The following is an 18,591-nucleotide window of genomic DNA, read 5'->3' as shown; positions in this document are numbered from 1 at the left end:
CGGTCACAGCATCCGCGAGAACTGTCCGAGCGGCGGGAACCGCAGCGTCTCCTCGCTCTCCGCGTCGAACACCACGGGGCGGTACTGCGAGACGCCGGTGACGACGGGGGATAGCTCCGGGCGGGCGGTCCCGACCCGCCCGTTGACCGAGACGCCCTCGACGAGGCGGTTGAACGAGGGGACGACGAGCACGTCCGAGCGGCGGTAGGCGCCGTCGCCGACGAGGAAACAAGGTCGTTTCTGCCCCTCGATCTCGATGGCCGGGTGGTCGTGGCCGATGACGTAGGCGTCCGCCGTGGTGTCGGGTTCTTCGTGGCCGTGGGTCACCACGACGGTCTCGTCGCCGTCCGTATCGAGTTCGTACTCGTCGTGGAGCTCGCCCGAGTACGTCGCGCCGAGCATCGTGTCGTGGTTGCCCTCGACGACGACGAGGCGCGCGCCTGCCTCGCGGACCGCGCGCCGTACACCGGACAGCGCCTCCTCGGCCGAGTCGGGGACGTAGTCGAACGAGTGGAACACGTCGCCGGCCAGCACGACCTCTTCGAGGTCGAAGCGGTCCAGCAACTCCGCCAGGCGCTCGACGCAGTCCTCGCCGGCGCCGACCGGGAACTCGACGGTCGAGGCCTCGCCCTTCCCGAAGTGGGTGTCCGCGACGACGAGCGTCCCGTCGAGATACGCCGCCCGGTCGCGGTACTCGGGGTCCATCGTCCGCCTCTCGGCGCCCGGCCGACAAATGCCTGACGCACCGCCGGGGTCGCCGAATCGTCGCCCGCTACTCGCCGTCGTCGTCGGTCGCCGCCCGGTACTCCGCGGCGGTGACGGTGAACCGGTGTACGTCGGCGACGGAGCCGTCCTGGTTCACCTCGAAGCGCCGGAGCAGGCCCTCGCGGTGGCCGCCGTGGGCCTCGACGTACCGAGAGACGGCTTTGCGGGACTTCTCGTTGTCCTCGTGGACGCAGACGACGACGGCGTCGAGGTCGAGCCGGTCGAACGCGACCCCCATGAGCGCCGCCGCGCGCTCGCCGGAGTAGCCCCGTCCCCAGAAGCGCTTGCGGAGCCACGTGCCGAACGTCGCCGTCTTCGCGTCCCAGTCGACGGAAAAGCCCGTCAGCCCGGCCAGTTCGCCCGCGCCGTCCTCGCCGGGTTTCGGCCGGACCACGTACGTCGCGCCCTCGTCGTTCTCGCGCTCCTCGGTGACGAGTTCGAGGAACTCCGCGGTCTCCCTGGGGGTCTCGTGGGGGTCCCAGGTGACGTGTTCGGTGATCTCGTCGACGTGCGGTGCGCCCTCGCGGACGTGTTCGTACAGGTCCAGCGGGTCGAGCGTCTCCGTCGTCGCCGCTTCGAGGACGAGTCGCTCGGTCTGGACGCGATCGGGGAACAGATCGGACATACTCCGATGGGACCCGGCCAGCGGAAAAGCGCTTGCCTTCGTTCGTGAGGGAGTACCACGGTCCGGCAGTCCCGCGGTCGGTTCTCGGGTATTTATCCGCCCGCCGGCCGGAGGGAGGGGTATGTCCGACGACCTGCACGCCGCCGTCGAGGAGTTCCTCGACGGGACCGACGCAGCGCTCTCCGAGTACGACGACGGCTACGCCGACGCCGACGCGACCCTCCGGGTCGTCCGGAACCACCTCGCGGACCTCCGCGAGGCCGCCGAAGACGAGTGACCGCTGGCGCGCGACCGCGTTCCCGGCTCTGGACAGCGCCCCCGTAGTGTCGGCTCCGTCCGCCGACCGCGGTTCCGGCCACTCCGGGGAAACACCGATGACGGAGCCGCGCGAACCGTTGACACATGGCAGACGTAGTGATAGTCGACGGAGCGCGGACCGCCCACGGTGCGATGCTCGGGTCGCTCTCGGACGTGCGCGCGCCCGACCTGGGCGCGACGGTGCTCGAAGACCTGGTCGACCGCTCCGGCGTCGACGCCGGGGACATCGACTGGGTCGGGCTGGGCAACGCCGTCCAGGCGGGCGTCGGGCAGGTCCCCGCGCGGCAGGCGGTCACGCGCGCGGACCTCCCCGAGGACACGCCGGCGACGACCGTCAACGAGGCGTCGGGCTCGGGACTGCGCGCGATCACGCTCGCGGCCGACCGCATCGCGGCCGGCCGGGCCGACATCGCAGTCGGCGGCGGGATGGAGTCGATGTCCAACGCGCCGTATCTCCTCCGGGACCTCCGCGAGGGGCGTCGCCACGGCAACACCGAGCTGGTCGACGCGATGATCTACGACGCGCTGTGGGACGTGGGCTACGACGCCCACATGGGCGAACTCACCGAGCGCCTCGCCGAAGCGCACGACATCACCCGGGAGGCTCAGGACCGCTACGCCCTGCGGAGCAACCGCCGCGCCGCCGAGTCGATCGAGGAGGGTCGTTTCGACGAGGAACTCGTCCCCGTCGAGGTCGACGACCGGCTCGTCACCGAAGACGAGGGGCCGCGGGACGACACCTCGCTGGAGCGGCTCGGAGGACTCTCGCCGGCGTTCCGCGACGGCGGGACCATCACGCCGGGGAACGCCTCGAAGCTGGCGGACGGGGCCGGGGGCGTCGTCCTCGCGGGCGCCGAGGCGGCCGAGGAACACGGGCTCGGCCCGATGGTCCACGTCGAGGACTACGCCGTCGCCTACCGCGACCCCGCGGAGTTCTCGCAGGCGGTCGGCGACGCCATCGAGAAACTGCTCGACCGGAACGACCTGACGGTCGACGACGTGGACCACTACGAGGTCAACGAGGCGTTCGCCGCCCAGACGGTCTACGTGCGGGACAGGCTCGGGATCCCGGAGGAACGGCTGAACCCGCTCGGCGGTGCGGTGGCGCTGGGCCACCCCATCGGCGCCAGCGGCGGGATCCTGGCGACGACGATCGCCCACGCGATGGTCCGGGAAGACCACGATTTCGGAGTTGTGGGGATGAGCGTCGGCGGCGGCGGTGCGGTGATGGCGTTGTTCTCGCGGTGAGTCGTGGGTCCGCCGGCGGCGACGGGAGTGAGCGTCGGCGGCGGCGGTGCGGTGATGGCGTTGTTCTCGCGGTGAGTCGTGGGTCCGCCGGCAGCGTCGTCGACCGTCAGAGCCCCTTAGTCGCTGGCGTCCCTCTCGCCACCCATGGCACGAACAGCGGTGATAGCCGGCGTCGGTCCCGGACTCGGGGAATCGCTCGCGCGCAAGTTCGCGGCGGAGGGCTGCCGTGTCGCACTCCTCGCGCGCTCCGGGGAGTATCTCGAAGACCTCGCCGCGGACCTGCCCGAGCCGGGCGACGGGCTGGCGGTCCCGACCGACCTCGAACGCCCCGGCGAGATACGCGAGGCGTTTCGAACTGTGCGCTCCGAGTGGGGGGCGGTCGACCTGCTGGTCAACCACGCGAGCGCGGGGTCGTGGTCGGGACTGCTCGACGCCTCCGTCGAGGACGTGGACCGCGCGTGGGCCGTCAACGGCCGGGGCGCGTTCGTCGCCTCCCAGGAGGCTGCCGAGGACATGGTCGACGGCGACGGCGGGACCATCATCTTCACCGGCGCCACGTCGGCGCTGCGCGGCCGGGACGGTGCCATCGGCTTCTCGGCGGCCAAGTTCGCCGCCCGCGGGATGGCCGAGAGCATGGCCCGCGAACTCGGTCCCGAGGGCGTCCACATCGCCCACGTCGTGATCGACGGGCAGATCCTCACGCCGAGCGCTGCCGAGGCGAACCCTGACAGCGACGAGGAGACGTTCCTCGACCCGGCGGAGATCGCCGAGAGCTACTGGCACCTCGTCGAACAGGACCGCTCGGCGTGGACGCTCGAACTCGACCTGCGCCCGCACGTCGAAGAGTTCTGACCCGGTCGACCCCTGCCGTTTTGACCGGGCGGTCCCAACGACGCGTCGATGAGTACCCGTCACCGCGCCGAGGCCGCAGCGAGCGCGCTCGGCGACCGTGTGCCCGCGCCGCTGTCGGTCGCTCGCGTCGGCCTCGGCGCGATGGTGTTGCTCGCCGGCGTCCACAAACTACTCGCGCCGGGCGTCTGGGCGGCGTACGTCACCGACTGGCTGGCGCCGTGGCTGGTCGTCTCGCCGGTCGCGTTCATGCTCGTCAACGGGGTCCTCGAAGTGGGGTTCGGCGCGGCGATCGTCGCCGACAGGGCGACCGCTGTCGCGGCCGGCGTCGCCGCCGTCTCGCTGTCGGCCACGACCGCCTACCTCGCCGTCGCCGCGGTCGTCGAGGGCGGCTTCTTCGTCGACGTGCTCGTCCGGGACGTGGGGCTGTCGGCGCTCGCGTGGGCCGTGCTGTTCGACGCGATCCGGCGGTCCGGACAGTGACCGCGTGCGCTCGCCGAACCGACCCTTTTGCGGCGCGTCAACCGAGGCTGCGGGTCGCGGTGCTCGGTTGCGACGAGCTAAAAGAGCGGGGCGACTCTCGGTCGGTCACTCCTCGCCGTCGTGTTCGAGCCCTTCGGTGAGCGCGACGATGTTCTCGGCCTCGCCGTCGAGTCGCTGGGGGTAGATGCCGACGGCGACGACGTAGTCACCCTCGTGTTTGAACTTCGCGGCGTGGACGTACACGTCGACCTCGCTACCGCCGAGCGTGGCGGTCCCCTCGAACTGTTCGAGGGTGCGCTGGCTCCCGAGCGCCCGCACGCTCCGGTTGTCGACGCTTTCGCCGACGCTCAGGCCCTCGTACCGGGACTCGAACTGCCGGAGCACCTCGCGGGTGGACATGTCGGAGATGGGGTTGAACGTCCGGGTGGCGACCTCCACCTCCGGGCTGGCGAAGGTGACGAACACGGCCGCGCGCTGGGAACCCAGCGGCCCGAGGTCGACCGCCCGCTCGTAGCGGGCCTGCCGGTTGGTCACCTCGACCTGTCGGGTCTGGCCGGCGGCGCTGAAGTTGCGCGTGACCGTCGTGTTCGTCACGGCCCGCTCCTCGTAGCCGGTCTCCGAGAGCGCGGCGTCGCTCGCGGTCGCCGGCGAGGCGCTGAACGCCAGCGCGCTCCCCCCGGTGATGAACCCGCAACCCGCCGTCACCGTCAGGACGAGGACCGCCAGCGTCGCGAACGCCTGTCGTGTGTGCATGCGCCCCTCGTTGCGCCAGAACCCGGATAAACCTGCTGATGCCCGGAATTCCGGTTCGCTCGCGGGAATGTTCCGGCGGTTGATCGGTCCGCGGCGGTGCGGCGGTCGCTGGTGGCGACGGCCGCGCGTCCGCCGGCAGCCCCGACGGCGGGACCCTCAACAGTTATCGGGGAGCGCGCCCGCCGTGGGAGTATGACGGAGTTCTCCCGACGCGTCGAGCAGGTGTCGATAAGCGGCATTCGCGAGGTCTTCGAGGCCGCGGGCGAGGACGCGATCAACCTCGGGCTGGGCCAGCCCGACTTCCCGACGCCCGAGCACGCCCGCGAGGGCGCCGTCGAGGCCATCCGCACGGGGGAGGCCGACGGCTACACCTCCAACAAAGGCACCGAGTCGCTGCGGGAGGCTATCTCCCATCGGTACGCCGAGGACCGCGGCATCGACGTGGACCCGAACGACGTCATCGCCACCGCCGGCGGCAGCGAGGCGCTCCACATCGCGCTGGAGGCCCACGTCGACCCCGGCGAGGAGGTGATCTTCCCCGACCCCGGGTTCGTCTCCTACGACCCGCTCACACGGCTCGCCGGCGGCGATCCGAAGCCGGTCCCGCTGCGCGACGACCTGACGATGGACCCCGCCACCGTCGAGGAGGCGATCACCGACGACACCGCCGCGTTCGTCGTCAACAGCCCCGCCAACCCCACCGGCGCGGTCCAGCCGCCCGAAGACATGCGGGAGTTCGCCCGCATCGCCGACGAGCACGACGTGCTCTGTATCTCCGACGAGGTCTACGAACACATCGTCTTCGAGGGCGAACACCGCTCGCCGCTGGAGTTCGCCGAGAGCGACAACGTCGTCGTCGTGAGCGCCTGCTCGAAGACCTACTCGATGACGGGCTGGCGGCTGGGCTGGGTCACCGGCTCGAACCGCCGGATAGAGCGGATGCTCCGGGTCCATCAGTACGGCCAGGCCTGCGCGACCGCCGCCGCCCAGCACGCCGCCGAAGCCGCGCTGACCGGGCCGCAGGACCCCGTCGACGAGATGGTCGAATCCTTCGAACAGCGCCGGGACGTGCTGCTCGACGGCCTCGCCGATATCGGCCTGGAGTGCCCGACGCCCAAGGGCGCGTTCTACGCGATGCCGAAGGTGCCGGAGGGGTTCGTCGACGAGGTCATCGACCGCGGGGTCGTCGTCGTCCCCGGCGACGCCTTCGGCGAGCACGGGGAGGGGTACGCCCGCATCTCCTACGCCGTCAACGTCGAGACGCTGAAGGAGGCCCTGGCGATCATGGACGACGCCTACGACGCAGTGGCCTGACTTAGTTCGGCGCGCCGCCGCCGTCGGTTTCCTCGTCCTCGCTGGCGCCCGCCGCGTCCTCGTCGGGGAACGGCGAGCCGAGGACCACGAGCGGGACGGTCGTCGCGACCAGCAGGGCGCCGAGCGCACCGTATGCCGCCACGGGGCCACGAGCGCCCGCTGCGACGCCCGCGAGGACGACGAACGGCGTCCGAGCGAGGCCGACGACCATCGAGACGGCCGACAGCACGGTCGCCCGACCGACGCTCTCGACCCGGTCGTTGACGTGCCCCTCGACCATCGGCCGGAGCAGGTAGTGGACCGCGCGGAGCAGGTAGAACGTCGCGAACGCAGCCAGCGGGGCCGCGAGCGGGACGAGCGTCGCCGCGACGAGGACCAGCGCGGCTCCCGCGAGGACGCGCGAGAGGCCGAACCGCGCCTCGATCGGCCCCGCGTAGTAGCTGACGACGCCCGCGACGACGGCGAAACTCGCGTACAGCGGTCCCAGCCCGGTCGCCGCCGACACCGGGATCTCGACGGGGAGCGATACGGTTCCGATGGCTCCGACGACGCCGCCGACGACCGGGAGCGCGCCGAGGTCGACCCCCTCGACGACTGCGACGGCGATCGGCTGGACGTACTGGTTGCCGGCGCCGACGGCGCCGAAGACGAGCGCGGCGAAGGCAACGAACGACCGCAACGGCGGGCGAGCGAGGCGGTCGCGCAGCAATGGGAGCGCATCGCGGACCGACGGGCCGACCGTCTCCCCGGCCTCGAACTGTTCGGTCCGGGGGAGCGTCGCGACCACGGCCGCGCCGACGAGCATGAGCGCGCCCGCCGCGATGAACGGCGCGCGGGGGTCGACCCCGTAGAGGACGGCGCCGACCACGGTCGTCACAGCGGAGCTCCACCGGGCGATCGACTGCCCGCGGCCGCGGATCGTCGTGAACTGCTCCTCGCCGACGGTCGATTCGAGCACCTCGTAGAGCCAGGCGCCGCCCGTCCCCGAAGTCAGGGCGACTCCGGCTCCCCAGAGCACGTAGACGACCAGGTACGAGGCGAACGAGTCAACGAGGAGAAACCCGAGCAGCGAGGCGGCCATCGCGATCTTGCTCGCGACGAGCGTGTCCCGGCGGCCCGCACGGTCGCCGACGTACCCCGTCGGGATCTCGCCGCCGACCAGCACCAGCGAGTAGACGGCGCTCAGTGTCCCGTACTGCGGGTAGGTCAGATCCCGCAGGACGAACAGCGCGAAGACCGGGGAGACGAACCCGACCGCCGCCAGCGCCTGGAAGAGGTAGTACCGGCGGATCAGCGCCCGCGGGTCCGACAGGTCGACGCGCACGGGCGGTCCGTCGGACGGCGCGGACTTGACGTTTCCCTGAACGCCGTTGAAGTATCCCGTCTGACACTCGGGCCGACATTCGCCTGCGGAACGTAGAAACGTCTCGCGGCCCTACCTCCGGGCGATGGACCAACTGGCGCCGTCGAACGTGCCGACCTACGAGACCAAGGCGGAGGGGCGGTCGCTGTGGGACCGCTGCGCCGACCGCGGGCTCCCCGTCGTGGCCGTCCGCGAGGGCGAGCGCGGCTACGTCGTCCGCTACGACCTCCAGCACCTCGACGGCCAGCTCTCCGAGCGGGCGCTGCGGCGGCTCCGCGAGCACGTCCGCTCGCTGCGCTCCTACTCCGTCCGCGTCGACCCCGACTCCCAGACCGCGGGCGTCGGCGGCGAGACGGGCCACGTCGCCGGCGAACTCCACGCCGAGACCGAGGACGACGCCCGCCGGCTCGCCTCCCACGTCTCCGCGTTCGTCTTCGACGACGACAACCTGGTCTGAGCGGCGCGTCTCGGTCTCCGTCGAAACGCCCCGACGGTCCGCCCCGTCATCCCGACCGGTCGTGGAGCGTCTCGTGGATCCCCAGCACCAGCGCCGGGACGACGAGCATGAACAGGTGTTCCTCGACCGGGATCCCGACGAACTCGACGCCCGTCCGCAGCGGGATGGCGAACACCCCAACCTCCAGCGTGTACCAGTCCCAGACGTACGCCAGCGGGTAGACGACGGCGACGGTCACCGCCGCGCGCCGTAGCGCCGCCCGGCCCGCGCGGACGAGCAGCCCCAGCGCGAGCGACCCGAACACGAGTTCGGTCGCGAGGTAGGTGTACGGACCGAGGACGCCGATGTCGGGCAGTGGAACGCCGGCCAGCGGTTCGACGGCGACGGCGACGACGAGCGCGGCCAGTCCAGCGGCCAGCCCCGACGCCAGGCGCCGCTCCGCCCGCGCTACCGGTCCCCCGGCAACCCCCAGCGCCGTCCCGAACCAGACGACCGCGGCGACGCCACCGCTCGGCGGCACGACCCCGGCCACAGCCGCCCAGAGGACGGCGACGCCGAGGCCGAAGGTGAGGGCGACGAACCCTTTCGCGCGACCGCTGTCCATACCGTCACGTGCGGTGCCACCCACATGAGAACCGGGTCTTCGCTGAGGACGGTCGGTTTCTTCTGCAAATACAACGCCGGAACATCCGCCAGATTGCGTCAAGGTCTACAGCATCGTGACGAATACAGGGCGCAGATCTCGCACGGAGTCGGGTTCCGTCTGCAGGCAGATCGGGTAGTCGATAGATGAGTCGTGGCGCCCGATCAGCGACGGTTAGTGATGACTCTTAGTTATTCTCCCCTTCTATTAGCGAGGAGTGCTACGGCGGAAACGGCAAGCAGTGTAGCTACGATACCGAATCCGGGTCCTCGGGACCCCGAGGCACCGTCACGATCACCGTCTAACTCTGAGTCCTCTTCCGTTTCTGATTTCGTCTGCAGTTGTGCGGAGTTTTCTTCCGCGGTAGATCTCTCCGAATCGGTTACCGTTGGAGTAGCTGATCGTCTGGAGTCCGACTGCTCCGTCTGCTTGGGTGGAACGCTCTCGGGAACGAGCCCGTCGAAACGGGACTCTCTCCAAGGATTGATGTTTACAATCTCTCCCTGACTCGAAACGTTGCCCCCCTCTCCTTCTGGGAGGACAGCTGGGTAATGGGGGCCACTCGGTGCCCCCCAGTAGTTATTTTCCGCGATAACCTCTGCATCAGTCCCTGATTCGTATGTCAGAGCGGCCCCGTTATCATAGATATTGTTCCGGTGAACAGTGAAAACAGTCGCCGAATCAATAGCCGGTCCATCTGCAGCCAGCCGTATCCCCGTCTTATTGTTTCCAACGACGTGGTTCTGTTCTATGACAGTCGGTTTCCCCTTGATCAGTTCGATACCGAACGTATTATTCACAAGATGGTTCCCACTGATCACTGATTTGGCGTCGTCGTCACAGCAGATGTTCGCACTGCGCGAGTTGATAAAAATGCCAGCACCGCCGTTTCGAGCAATCATGTTGTTCGAAATATTGGTACCGGTCACGTCCCCTACGCTGGGGTGCGTTGTTTTAATATAGATCCCCGCCGATTCCGCCCAGTAGATCCGGTTTTGAGTCAACTCAGCGTTCTCGACCTGATGTTCAGCAATCAATTCGATTCCTCGACTCCCCCCGATAAGCGTGTTCTCGCTAGCTTGAATGTTAGAGAGGGAGGAACCGCGGAGCTGAAGCCGTGTATTCTGGAACTCGTTCCCTCGAACAGTGATGTCCTCGAGATCGTCTTCCCCGATGATCTTGATGACACCGTTCTTTCCAGTGTTCGATTGAACCCGGACGTGCTGGGTTGTACCCGAGGATGAAATCAGGAAGCGGCCGCTAGTCAGATTGTTTTCCGTGACGGTGACATCTGAGAGAGTGTCGATAACTGAAACCGACACTTTCCCGGCAGAGGTGATCGTGTTCTGTGTAAAGACGAAACCGCTTCCACCGCCGTATCGCCGCTCAAATGTTACCTCGTCTCTGATTAGGTTATTTTTGAATGTCACCTCATTCGTTCTGCCCGGAAGCGAGAGTTCCCCTCGAAAATCGTTATTTATCGCCGTTAGATTGGTGACTCCGGCATTGTCCGAGTGGCCGCTGATCCCATGCGGGACGACAGAAGAGCGAATCGTGAGCCCACTCCGACCCTCGAAGGATATATCTGAACCGGAGGGCCCATCGCCGACATCTCCGAACTTTGCATCAACTAAAACTGCGGTACCGCCAGAGTCGAGTACGACGGCGGAATGTTGAGTTTCATGGAACTGTATGCTAGTGGCCTCGGCAGCACCGCCGTTGTTTACAACGAGACCACGTGCCGGCTTGTTGATTGATACATTGTTCAACTGGGCCGACCCCTGGATGATCAATCCATCCCAATTACCTGCGCTGGCATCATCATACAACGTTGTGAATTGAACGTTCTCGCTACTATTCTGGCCAGCAACCAGTTCTCCTTTGATTATCAGCGAACCGCCCTCCACAAATTCAACAGTCGTCCCGGGTTCTATCGTCAGCAGAGTTCCATTAGAAACCGTGATATCGTCTGTGACACGATAGGGGCCTTCCCCGGGAGTCCATGTTTCGTCATTGGAGATCGGCTCCTCGACGAAGGTTGGATCGTCACCAGCCGCGACGCCACCGAACAACGAGATTCCAATAAGGAACAGGATCGCAATACAGGTAGCAGTTGTACTCGTAGTAAATTCACTCATATCCCCATCACTCTATCTAATATTGATAAATCTTCGGAAATATCGGTCACTGTGTCAGATTCAGCAAGTATCAGAGGTCTGTACCGACCGATTCATGGCCTATATCTCGCACGCCGCTCTTTGCCAATATCTGATATTTGATTGAGGGGTTCGCTCGTCCCGCTGTACGGAACAGCGGGCGCCTCCGGCACCGGCCCGTTCCCGCTCGTGTGTTCTCGTCCTGTGCCGACAGGGAGCGCAGCGACCGAGAGCAGACGGGTCGCAGACCAGTGAGACGGAAGGCCAATCTTAAGACGGTTCCGGCCGCTCCCGTGTACATGGATTACCAGCTCGCCATCGAGTCGGCGCCGGACACGGTACCCGGCGGGACGGGCATCCTCCTGCTGCATCCGAGCACGGGCGAGACCGACCGCATCGACACGGAGTTTCTGAGCACGGACACCGACGAGATGCTGGTCATCTCGACGCGGACCACCGCCCGCGAGGTGCGCCAGAAGCTCGAACACTACGAGGTCGACGAGGAGCGGGCGACGATTCTCGACGCGCTGTCGGTCGAGCGGGGCTACACCCGCCGCCAGTCCGAGAACGTCAGGTACGTCTCCGCGCCGGACGACCTCGAGGGGATCGTCGAGGAGACGCGCGCCTTCCTCGAATCGACCGAGGGCAAGCGCCGGGTCAGCCTCGACTCGGTGACGGAGATGGTGTACTACTCCGACGCCGAGCGGGCCGCCGAGGCCGTCGACGCCATCCTCGAACTGCTGGACGAGCACGACGCCGTCGGCCTGTTCCACCTGGCGAAGGGGGTCCACGACGACGCGGAACTGGCGGACTTCCGCGCGCGGTTCGACGGCGTCGTCGACCTCTCCGAGGACGGGTCGGTCGCCGCCGACTTCTGACCGGCTCCGGCGCCGCGACGTTTCCCCAGAACCGCCGGGCTGCGGCGCCGTCAGTCGTCCGAGCGGGTCGAGTCGACGCCGCCCGAGGGGCGCACGCGGTCGTAGCCGGCGCGGAGACGGCCGCCGATCCAGCGGCGGTGGTAGACCGCCTCCGTGCCGACCCAGCCGAGGGTCAGCAGGGCGGCGCCGAGCGCCGCGACGAACGCCCACGGGTCCATCCAGACGGGGCGGACCCAGGGGGCGACGTGGGCCCACCGCTCGGCGAACGAGGCGACCGGTCCCGAGATCGGCGTGCCGGCGAACGTGCTGTGGAGCCACGAGGCGAAGGTGGCCCGCTCGGTCGCGCCGGGCGTGAGCGCGGCGCTGCCGTTCAGGCCGTAGGCGCCCTCGGCGTCCTGGTCGGCGATGGTGGGGCCGCCGGGCTCGTCGCCGAGGTGCATCCGCTCGGCCTCGTAGGTGCCCCAGGGGGCGTAGTACTCCCAGACGACCTCGCCCTCGGGGGTGACCTCCATGACGCGGTGGTTGAGCGAGTCGGTGACCAGCGTGTTCCCGTTGGGGAGCCGGTCGGCGTCGCGGGGCCAGTTGAGGTTGCCGTCGACGCCGAGGTTCCAGGTGCGCTCCCAGGTCGCGTTGCGGCCCTCGCCGCCCTCGTACTCGTACTCGACGACGCGGTCGTTCTCGCTGTCAGCGACGACGATGGTCGGGGTCCCGTCCTCGCTGGTGAGGTAGTTGGGGTTGTGCTGCTCGTAGATGACGCTGTGGTTGCCCGGCGCGCCCAGCGACAGCTCGACCTCCTTGGTCGAGCGGTTGATGACGACCACCTCGTCCATGTTGCGTGGCGAGGCCATGTACCGGCCCTCGCCGATCTTGTCCACGTCGTTGACGTGGGTCCAGTCGCCGGTGTAGCTGCCGCCGTCGCCGCGGTCGTAGATGCGCTCGAAGCGGTACTCCCACTCCGTCTCGCCGGTCGTCCGGTTGTAGACGAAGATGCGGTCGTTGTTGGTCTCGGTCATCTCGTTGTAGTTGCGCATGTTGGCGATCAGCAGCTGATCGCCGTTGATCAGGTCCACGTCGTGGGTGTCGTGGATGTCGAGCCGCTCGGTCCAGACGCGGCTGTTCGTGTCGGGGTCGTACTTGAAGACGGTCGTGCCGTCGGGGCGGGCGCCGACGACCAGCAGGGTGCCGTCGTCGAGGGGATCCACGTCGTAGAACCACGTCACGTCCTCCTTTGGCTCGTAGTGCCACTCGAGGTCGCCTGCGGGGCCGACGCCGACGAGCCGCGCGGGCTTCTTGGAGCTGTTCTGTCCGCGTCCCTTGAACCCCTGGACGGCGATGACGGTGGTGCCGTTGGCGGGCTCGTCGATGGCACCCTTCTGGAGTTCGACGGGTTCGTGCGTGAGCGCCGAGACGCCCGACGGCACGAGCAGTGCCGCGATCAGGGCGACCACGCAGAGACGGGCGGCCAGGGGGCGCGTGAGTTCGAGTGAATCCCAGTCCATTCGGAGACCTCCGGAACTGCGGTCCGGTTGTCCGGTTCCAGCCGTCTCTCGGTAATAACCGTACCGCTCTGGTGCAGTTGTGCCCGGCCACCGCTCCGACCGACCGAAGCAGCGAACGGCGTTCCCCATCGTCATCTGGCTGTTCTTAGGGGGGTCGATCCCGTTCTCGATGTCCGGATCGAGATCCGCGCCGTGGCCGCCGTCCGGAACCGGCGCTGACGCCGTCACGCCCGGGTTCGACGGGGTGTGAGTGCTACTACCAAATCACCAACCATTAAGGTCCAGTACTCGAAGGGATGTACTGTATGCCGGAATGCCAGAACTGCGGTTCCTTCGTGACGGCGGACTACGCACGGGTGTTCACGCCCAACGGGGTCGAGTCGCCGCGCGTCTGTCCTCAGTGCGAGGACAAGATCCGCGACGGGGCCGACGTCCGCGAGGCGCGCTCGACCCGTCGCGGCTAGGGTCCTGAATCGTCGTGAACTATCGGGGGGAGGCGACCTGGCGGGTTCGGGGGGACCCGCCCGGGACGCTGCCAGGACGCTTCTCCTGTTCCGTTCTCCGTGGAGCGAACGCCCGCCGAGCGACCGCTCCCCCTGTCGGCTGGTCCACGTCCAGAGAGCCTGGTCCCTCGCGCGGACGGCTGGGCCCTACGCCCCGACGGCGTCGTCCAGCAGCTCCCACGCTTCGGCGAAGACGGCCTCGGCGCGGTCGGCCTCGCGGGCCTCGGCGGTGATCCGGACGAGGGGCTGGGTGCCGCTGGCCCGCAGGAGGAACCAGGCGTCGCCCAGGTCGACGCGGACGCCGTCCAGCGTCGTCACGTCGTCGTACTCCGCGAGGACGCGCTCGGTCACCCGCTCCATGACGGCGCCCTTCTCGGCGGTCTCGACCGAGTCGCGGCGGATCGGGTAGGTCTCGACCGCGGCCAGTCGGTCGGCCAGCGGGCGCTCGGCGGCGAGCGCGGCGACCTTGCAGGCCGCGAGCGGGCCGTCCGGGCAGAGCGTCTCCGCGGGCCAGATCCAGGCGCCGCTGGGCTCGCCGCCGAAGGCGACACCCGACTCGCCCGCGCGCTCGGCGACGTACACGTCGCCCACCTGTGTGCGCTCGACGGACACGTCTATCTCGGCGAGGTGGTCGTCGACGGCGAGGCTGGTGTCGACGGGCGCGGCGACGCGGTCGCCCGGGCTCGCGGCCGCGCGGGCCAGCAGCGCGAGAGTCACGTCGCCCGAGAGGTAGGTGCCGTCGGCGGCGACGCAGCGCATCCGGTCGGCGTCGCCGTCGTGGGCGATCCCGAGGTCGGCGTCCGTCTCCGCCACGAGGGCGGCGAGCGACTCGCAGTTCTCCGGTGTCGGCTCGCTGGGCCGCCCGGGGAAGGAACCGTCGGGCTGGGCGTTGAGCGTCTCGACATCGCAACCCAGCCGCTGGAGGGCGTCGACGGTGACGCCGCCGGCGCCGTTGCCCACGTCGACGACGACCGACAGCGGCTCCGGCACGTCGACGGAGTCGACCAGGGCGTCGACGTGGCGGTCGTCGGCGGTGACGCGGTCGACCCGGTCACCGAGTTCGTCCCACGCCGCCAGGTCGGCGGTGTCCTCGCGGAGTCGCCGTTCGATCTCGGCCCGCAGGTCCGCGTCGTAGGCCTGCCCGGAGGGCTGCCAGAGCTTGATGCCGTTGTCGGGTGCGGGGTTGTGGGAGGCGGTTATCACGGCGCCGGCGTCGGCATCCTCGCGGGCGACACTCCGGGCGACCGTAGGCGTGGCGGACAGGCCGAGGTCGACGACATCGACGCCCGACTCGCGCAGGCCCGCGGCGAGCGCGTCCGCCAGGAGCCGGCCGCTCTCGCGGGCGTCGCGGCCGACGACGACGCGGTCCGCGTCGACGCCGAGGGCTCGCCCGACCGAGAGGGCCAGCTCTGCGGTCACGTCTTCGCCGACCGGTCCCCGGATGCCGCTGGTTCCGAACATAGTCGACGCGACGGCGGGTCGGACCAAAAAACTCGGCCGTCGACGCGGTCGCTCGGCGTCGGCCGGTCGAGGGGAAAAGGGTGGATGCCTGACAGTATCCAGTGACTCGCCGCGCGGGCGGGTGGCTGTACCGCTCGTCCCGGGGTCAGTCGGCGCCGTGGCGCGGCGCGTGACCGCAGTCGCTGCACTCCCAGGACTGGTGTTCGAACGTTATCTCGCCGCCGCAGTCGGGACACCTGTACGCCCCGACGGCTGTGTGCTGCTGCGTTGCCATTACCGGAGTTCAGATCGTTCTCCGATTTAAGCGTTCCTATTATCGCGACTTGAGAATATAAGGACGTACGTCTCGGCCTGTGTGACCGTTTCGCGGGGGTATTGTGAATTGTTCACGCGCTTCTGGGACTCGGTTCCGAGATAATCTCTTTCGGGACAGAAAAATAATAGGGTGTTTAACCACCAATCCATGTACCTATATTATTTTCCGGGAAAACTTATGTCGCTGGACCTGGCCGATTCTGGTATGGCAGCGACAGACTCCTGGAACGACCCCGAGCGGTGTCCGTTCTGCGGCGAGGCGCTCGCGTCGCCGGGCGCGGGCTTCGTCGACCACACGGCCGAGCACCCCGAATGCGAGGCGAAGTTCGAGACCTGGCGCGACCGGGTCGGCGGCGACCTCCGCGGCGGCTGGAGCGGCTGACCGTCGTCGCCGACCGTCGAGGACGGTGAGGGTACCGACCGCCGGCCGTTCGCGGTCGGTAGCGTTTTTGCGACCCCCAGGCGATGGGTGGGGTATGAACCAGAGCGAGCGCGAGGCGGCCAAGCGCCGCGCGGGCGAGCGCGCGGCCGAAGCGGTCGAAGACGGCACCGTCGTCGGACTCGGGAGCGGCAGCACGGCGGCTCACGCCATCCGCCCGCTCGGCCGCGAGGTCGACGCGGGGCTGGACATCGAGGGCGTCCCCACGTCGTTCCAGGCGAGAGAGATCGCCGTCGACGAGGGGATCCCGCTGACGACGCTGGACGAGAGCGATATCGACCTGGCGATCGACGGCGCCGACCAGATCGCGGGCGCCGACCTCGTGAAGGGCGGCGGCGGCGCCCACGCCCGCGAGAAGGTCGTCGACGCCGCGGCCGACCGGCTGCTCGTCGTCGTCGACCCCACGAAGGAGGTCGACGTGCTCGACGACCCGGTGCCCGTCGAGGTGCTACCGGACGCCCGGTCGACCGTCGCCGACGCCGTCCGCCGGCTCGGCGGTCGGCCGGAACTCAGGCGGGCCGACCGCAAGAGCGGCCCCGTCGTCTCCGACAACGGCAACCTGATCCTCGACTGCGAGTTCGGCGCGATGCCCGACCCCGCCGGGCTGGCGGCGGACCTGTCGGCGCTGCCGGGCGTCGTGGAGCACGGGCTGTTCGTCGACTTCGCCGACGAGGTCTACGTCGGGACGGAGACTGACGTAACCGTCTTCGAGCCCTGACGCCGATAAAAATACGCTGTTCCCGTCGACCTTACAGGTCGCGCGGCTGGACCGTCTTCCGGTCGTTGGCCTCGGCGCGTCGCTGCGCCTCGTCGAGCAGCTCCTCGACTTCCTCGTCGAGGGCGTCGTAAAAGTCGCGGGAGACGTTCATGTCTTCGAGCGCTTCCTTGACCGAGTTCTTGACAATGAGGTCTGCCATACAAGTCGCTTGAACAAATGGATGGTTTATAAACTTTCCCAATTAGACGCAGTCTCGCCGGCTTTGTCGGGGGTCTGAGCGGCGCTCCGGCGCGGTCGGCCTCTGCGAACGACGGTAGTTTAAGTATCTTTTGGGAAACCGGGGGTCGAAACGGGCGGAAATCGGCCCCTCCGGAGGTGTGGGACCGCTCGCGCGCGCTCAGCAGGGGCCGAACGCGGGGGCCGCGGGCGCCGGTCCGGAAGGGGACGGTCAAGTGGATCGAACGCCCAGAGGGGGTATGCGCGAACTACTCGAAGCGGTCGCGGCGGGCGACGTCTCGCCGGCCGAGGCCGAGGCGGAGCTGGCGGGCTACGCCACCGGCGAGGCCGGGCGGTTCGACGCGGCCCGGACGACCCGCAGCGGCGTCCCCGAGGCGGTGCTGGCCGACGGCAAGACGCCCGCGGAAGTGGCGGCACTGGCGTCGACGGCCGTCGAGACGACCGGCAGGGCGATCGTGACCCGCGCAGACGAGGCGGTCGCCGAGGCCGTCGCGGACGTGCTGGCGGCCGACCACCCCGAAGCGACCGTCGAGGCGGACGACCGCTCGGGTGTCGTCGTCGCGACGACCCCCGACTTCGAGCGGCCGGACCTGGACGCCGCGGTCGGGGTCGTGACCGCCGGCACCTCCGACGCGGTCCCCGCGGGGGAGGCCGCCGCCGTCGCCCGCGAGATGGGCGCGACCGTCGAGCGGGTCGACGACGTGGGCGTCGCCTCGCTCGCTCGCGTGGTGGACTCGCTCGAAGTCCTGCGCGAGCAGGACGCCCTCGTCGTCGCCGCCGGCCGCGAGGGCGCACTCCCGACCGTGCTCGCGGGACTGGTCGACGTGCCGATCATCGGGCTCCCCGTCTCGACGGGCTACGGCCACGCCGGCGAGGGCGAGGCCGCGCTCTCGGGGATGATCCAGTCGTGTACCGCCCTCTCGGTCGTCAACGTCGACGCCGGGTTCACCGCCGGCGCGCAGGCGGGGCTGATCGCCCGTCGCGTCGACGCCGCGCGGAGCGACGGATGACCGAGAGACGGCCGGTATGGGCTCTCTCATCCGGTTACACGGACGACACCAAACAGCGTTGGTACACTCGTTATATCCGGGGCGCGTCAAGGGACTGGTACCGGTTGACAGCCGGGACAAACGAATGCCAACGTGTAATCACTGCGGTGCGCACGTCTCCGACCAGTTCGCTCGCGTCTTCGCCGACGAGACCGGTGCGGTCCACGCCTGTCCGAGCTGCTCGGCGAACGCGGGTATCGCGGAAGTCGCGAGAGAGCGCGCCCCCGAAGCGTAGTCCCCGCACAGCCCGATGACCGACCAGCGGACCGCCGACCCCGACCACTTCGTCTACGTCCTGCGGTGCGCCGACGACACCTTCTACACGGGGTACACCACCGACGTGGAGCGACGCGTCCGCGAGCACGACGACGGCGCGGGCGCGAAGTACACCCGCGGCCGGACGCCGGTCGAACTCGTCCACGTCGAGGGGTTCGACTCGCAGTCCGCCGCGATGAGTCGCGAGTACGAGATCAAGCAGTGCTCGCGGGCCGAGAAAGAGCGACTGATCGAGTGACGTG

General features: G+C 68.7%; 23 protein-coding genes. 13 read left to right on the top strand and 10 right to left on the bottom strand.

From position 1 onward, the window contains the following. Positions 1-3 precede the first annotated feature (3 nt). On the bottom strand, positions 4-705 hold the full coding sequence (locus tag ACMGFG_RS19085) for a metallophosphoesterase family protein (RefSeq protein ID WP_436931901.1): 702 nt from the start codon (positions 703-705) through the stop codon (positions 4-6). Positions 706-772: 67 nt separating this feature from the next. Beyond that, positions 773-1,390, bottom strand: a complete 618-nt coding sequence (locus ACMGFG_RS19080; protein ID WP_436931900.1) for a GNAT family N-acetyltransferase — start codon at positions 1,388-1,390, stop codon at positions 773-775. A gap of 121 nt (positions 1,391-1,511) precedes the next feature. Between ACMGFG_RS19080 and ACMGFG_RS19075 the strand changes: the two genes are divergently transcribed. From ACMGFG_RS19075 to ACMGFG_RS19060, 4 genes are all read left to right on the top strand, one after another. After that, complete coding sequence (locus tag ACMGFG_RS19075) at positions 1,512-1,667, top strand: hypothetical protein (RefSeq protein WP_436931899.1); 156 nt, start codon at positions 1,512-1,514, stop codon at positions 1,665-1,667. 125 nt (positions 1,668-1,792) lie between these two features. After that, positions 1,793-2,956 (top strand): thiolase family protein, encoded by a 1,164-nt coding sequence (locus tag ACMGFG_RS19070; RefSeq protein WP_436931898.1) that lies wholly within the window; start codon positions 1,793-1,795, stop codon positions 2,954-2,956. 144 nt (positions 2,957-3,100) lie between these two features. Then, the gene (locus ACMGFG_RS19065; protein ID WP_436931897.1) at positions 3,101-3,808 is read left to right on the top strand and encodes an SDR family NAD(P)-dependent oxidoreductase; all 708 of its coding nucleotides are present in this window, start codon (positions 3,101-3,103) and stop codon (positions 3,806-3,808) included. A 48-nt stretch (positions 3,809-3,856) separates the two neighbouring features. After that, positions 3,857-4,288, top strand: a complete 432-nt coding sequence (locus ACMGFG_RS19060) for a DoxX family membrane protein (RefSeq protein ID WP_436931896.1) — start codon at positions 3,857-3,859, stop codon at positions 4,286-4,288. A gap of 105 nt (positions 4,289-4,393) precedes the next feature. Here the strand turns inward: ACMGFG_RS19060 and ACMGFG_RS19055 are convergent, their stop codons facing one another. Continuing rightward, positions 4,394-5,041, bottom strand: coding sequence for a DUF6517 family protein (locus ACMGFG_RS19055; protein ID WP_436931895.1), 648 nt, complete (start codon positions 5,039-5,041; stop codon positions 4,394-4,396). Between the two features lie 192 nt (positions 5,042-5,233). On the opposite strand from ACMGFG_RS19055, the gene ACMGFG_RS19050 reads away from it, so the two are divergent. Next, positions 5,234-6,355, top strand: a complete 1,122-nt coding sequence (locus ACMGFG_RS19050; protein WP_436931894.1) for a pyridoxal phosphate-dependent aminotransferase — start codon at positions 5,234-5,236, stop codon at positions 6,353-6,355. 1 nt (position 6,356) lies between these two features. On the opposite strand, the gene ACMGFG_RS19045 is transcribed toward ACMGFG_RS19050, so the two are convergent. Next, a complete protein-coding gene (locus ACMGFG_RS19045) occupies positions 6,357-7,679 on the bottom strand; it encodes an MFS transporter (RefSeq protein ID WP_436931893.1) in 1,323 nt (440 codons plus the stop codon). A 124-nt stretch (positions 7,680-7,803) separates the two neighbouring features. On the opposite strand from ACMGFG_RS19045, the gene ACMGFG_RS19040 reads away from it, so the two are divergent. Next, complete coding sequence (locus ACMGFG_RS19040; RefSeq protein WP_436931892.1) at positions 7,804-8,175, top strand: hypothetical protein; 372 nt, start codon at positions 7,804-7,806, stop codon at positions 8,173-8,175. A 46-nt stretch (positions 8,176-8,221) separates the two neighbouring features. Here the strand turns inward: ACMGFG_RS19040 and ACMGFG_RS19035 are convergent, their stop codons facing one another. Together ACMGFG_RS19035 and ACMGFG_RS19030 are read right to left on the bottom strand one after the other, a co-directional pair. Beyond that, on the bottom strand, positions 8,222-8,779 hold the full coding sequence (locus ACMGFG_RS19035) for a lycopene cyclase domain-containing protein (RefSeq protein ID WP_436931891.1): 558 nt from the start codon (positions 8,777-8,779) through the stop codon (positions 8,222-8,224). A gap of 230 nt (positions 8,780-9,009) precedes the next feature. Then, positions 9,010-10,956 (bottom strand): right-handed parallel beta-helix repeat-containing protein, encoded by a 1,947-nt coding sequence (locus ACMGFG_RS19030; protein WP_436931890.1) that lies wholly within the window; start codon positions 10,954-10,956, stop codon positions 9,010-9,012. A 317-nt stretch (positions 10,957-11,273) separates the two neighbouring features. Between ACMGFG_RS19030 and ACMGFG_RS19025 the strand changes: the two genes are divergently transcribed. Then, positions 11,274-11,852, top strand: a complete 579-nt coding sequence (locus ACMGFG_RS19025) for a DUF7090 family protein (RefSeq protein ID WP_436931889.1) — start codon at positions 11,274-11,276, stop codon at positions 11,850-11,852. Between the two features lie 50 nt (positions 11,853-11,902). Here ACMGFG_RS19025 and ACMGFG_RS19020 read toward each other — a convergent pair whose 3' ends face one another. Next, a complete protein-coding gene (locus tag ACMGFG_RS19020; RefSeq protein ID WP_436931888.1) occupies positions 11,903-13,351 on the bottom strand; it encodes an aryl-sulfate sulfotransferase in 1,449 nt (482 codons plus the stop codon). A gap of 305 nt (positions 13,352-13,656) precedes the next feature. On the opposite strand from ACMGFG_RS19020, the gene ACMGFG_RS19015 reads away from it, so the two are divergent. Next, positions 13,657-13,815, top strand: coding sequence for a DUF7563 family protein (locus tag ACMGFG_RS19015; protein WP_006883194.1), 159 nt, complete (start codon positions 13,657-13,659; stop codon positions 13,813-13,815). A 186-nt stretch (positions 13,816-14,001) separates the two neighbouring features. Here ACMGFG_RS19015 and glmM read toward each other — a convergent pair whose 3' ends face one another. Further along, positions 14,002-15,315 (bottom strand): phosphoglucosamine mutase, encoded by a 1,314-nt coding sequence (glmM, locus tag ACMGFG_RS19010; protein WP_436931887.1) that lies wholly within the window; start codon positions 15,313-15,315, stop codon positions 14,002-14,004. 145 nt (positions 15,316-15,460) lie between these two features. Further along, positions 15,461-15,589 carry a hypothetical protein gene (locus tag ACMGFG_RS19005; protein ID WP_436931886.1) on the bottom strand — a complete coding sequence of 43 codons (129 nt, stop codon included), beginning with the start codon at positions 15,587-15,589 and terminating at the stop codon, positions 15,461-15,463. 246 nt (positions 15,590-15,835) lie between these two features. Between ACMGFG_RS19005 and ACMGFG_RS19000 the strand changes: the two genes are divergently transcribed. Then, positions 15,836-16,012: a DUF7501 family protein gene (locus tag ACMGFG_RS19000; protein ID WP_436931885.1), complete on the top strand. Its 177-nt coding sequence runs from the start codon at positions 15,836-15,838 to the stop codon at positions 16,010-16,012. A 94-nt stretch (positions 16,013-16,106) separates the two neighbouring features. Further along, positions 16,107-16,787, top strand: coding sequence for a ribose-5-phosphate isomerase RpiA (gene rpiA, locus ACMGFG_RS18995; protein ID WP_436931884.1), 681 nt, complete (start codon positions 16,107-16,109; stop codon positions 16,785-16,787). A gap of 31 nt (positions 16,788-16,818) precedes the next feature. Here the strand turns inward: rpiA and ACMGFG_RS18990 are convergent, their stop codons facing one another. Next, on the bottom strand, positions 16,819-16,986 hold the full coding sequence (locus ACMGFG_RS18990; protein ID WP_006883199.1) for a DUF1931 family protein: 168 nt from the start codon (positions 16,984-16,986) through the stop codon (positions 16,819-16,821). Positions 16,987-17,263: 277 nt separating this feature from the next. Between ACMGFG_RS18990 and larB the strand changes: the two genes are divergently transcribed. From larB to ACMGFG_RS18975, 3 genes are all read left to right on the top strand, one after another. Next, positions 17,264-18,034 (top strand): nickel pincer cofactor biosynthesis protein LarB, encoded by a 771-nt coding sequence (gene larB, locus ACMGFG_RS18985; RefSeq protein ID WP_436931883.1) that lies wholly within the window; start codon positions 17,264-17,266, stop codon positions 18,032-18,034. Positions 18,035-18,158: 124 nt separating this feature from the next. Then, complete coding sequence (locus ACMGFG_RS18980) at positions 18,159-18,308, top strand: DUF7563 family protein (RefSeq protein ID WP_006883201.1); 150 nt, start codon at positions 18,159-18,161, stop codon at positions 18,306-18,308. 15 nt (positions 18,309-18,323) lie between these two features. Further along, positions 18,324-18,587: a GIY-YIG nuclease family protein gene (locus tag ACMGFG_RS18975; RefSeq protein WP_436931882.1), complete on the top strand. Its 264-nt coding sequence runs from the start codon at positions 18,324-18,326 to the stop codon at positions 18,585-18,587. The last annotated feature ends 4 nt before the right edge of the window (positions 18,588-18,591 follow it).

It is taken from the genome of Halosimplex halobium, assembly GCF_051414055.1.
GTDB classification, from domain to species: Archaea; Halobacteriota; Halobacteria; order Halobacteriales; family Haloarculaceae; genus Halosimplex; species Halosimplex halobium.
Note: the sequence above shows the minus strand (reverse complement) of the source record. Positions and strands in the feature narration are given on the sequence as shown.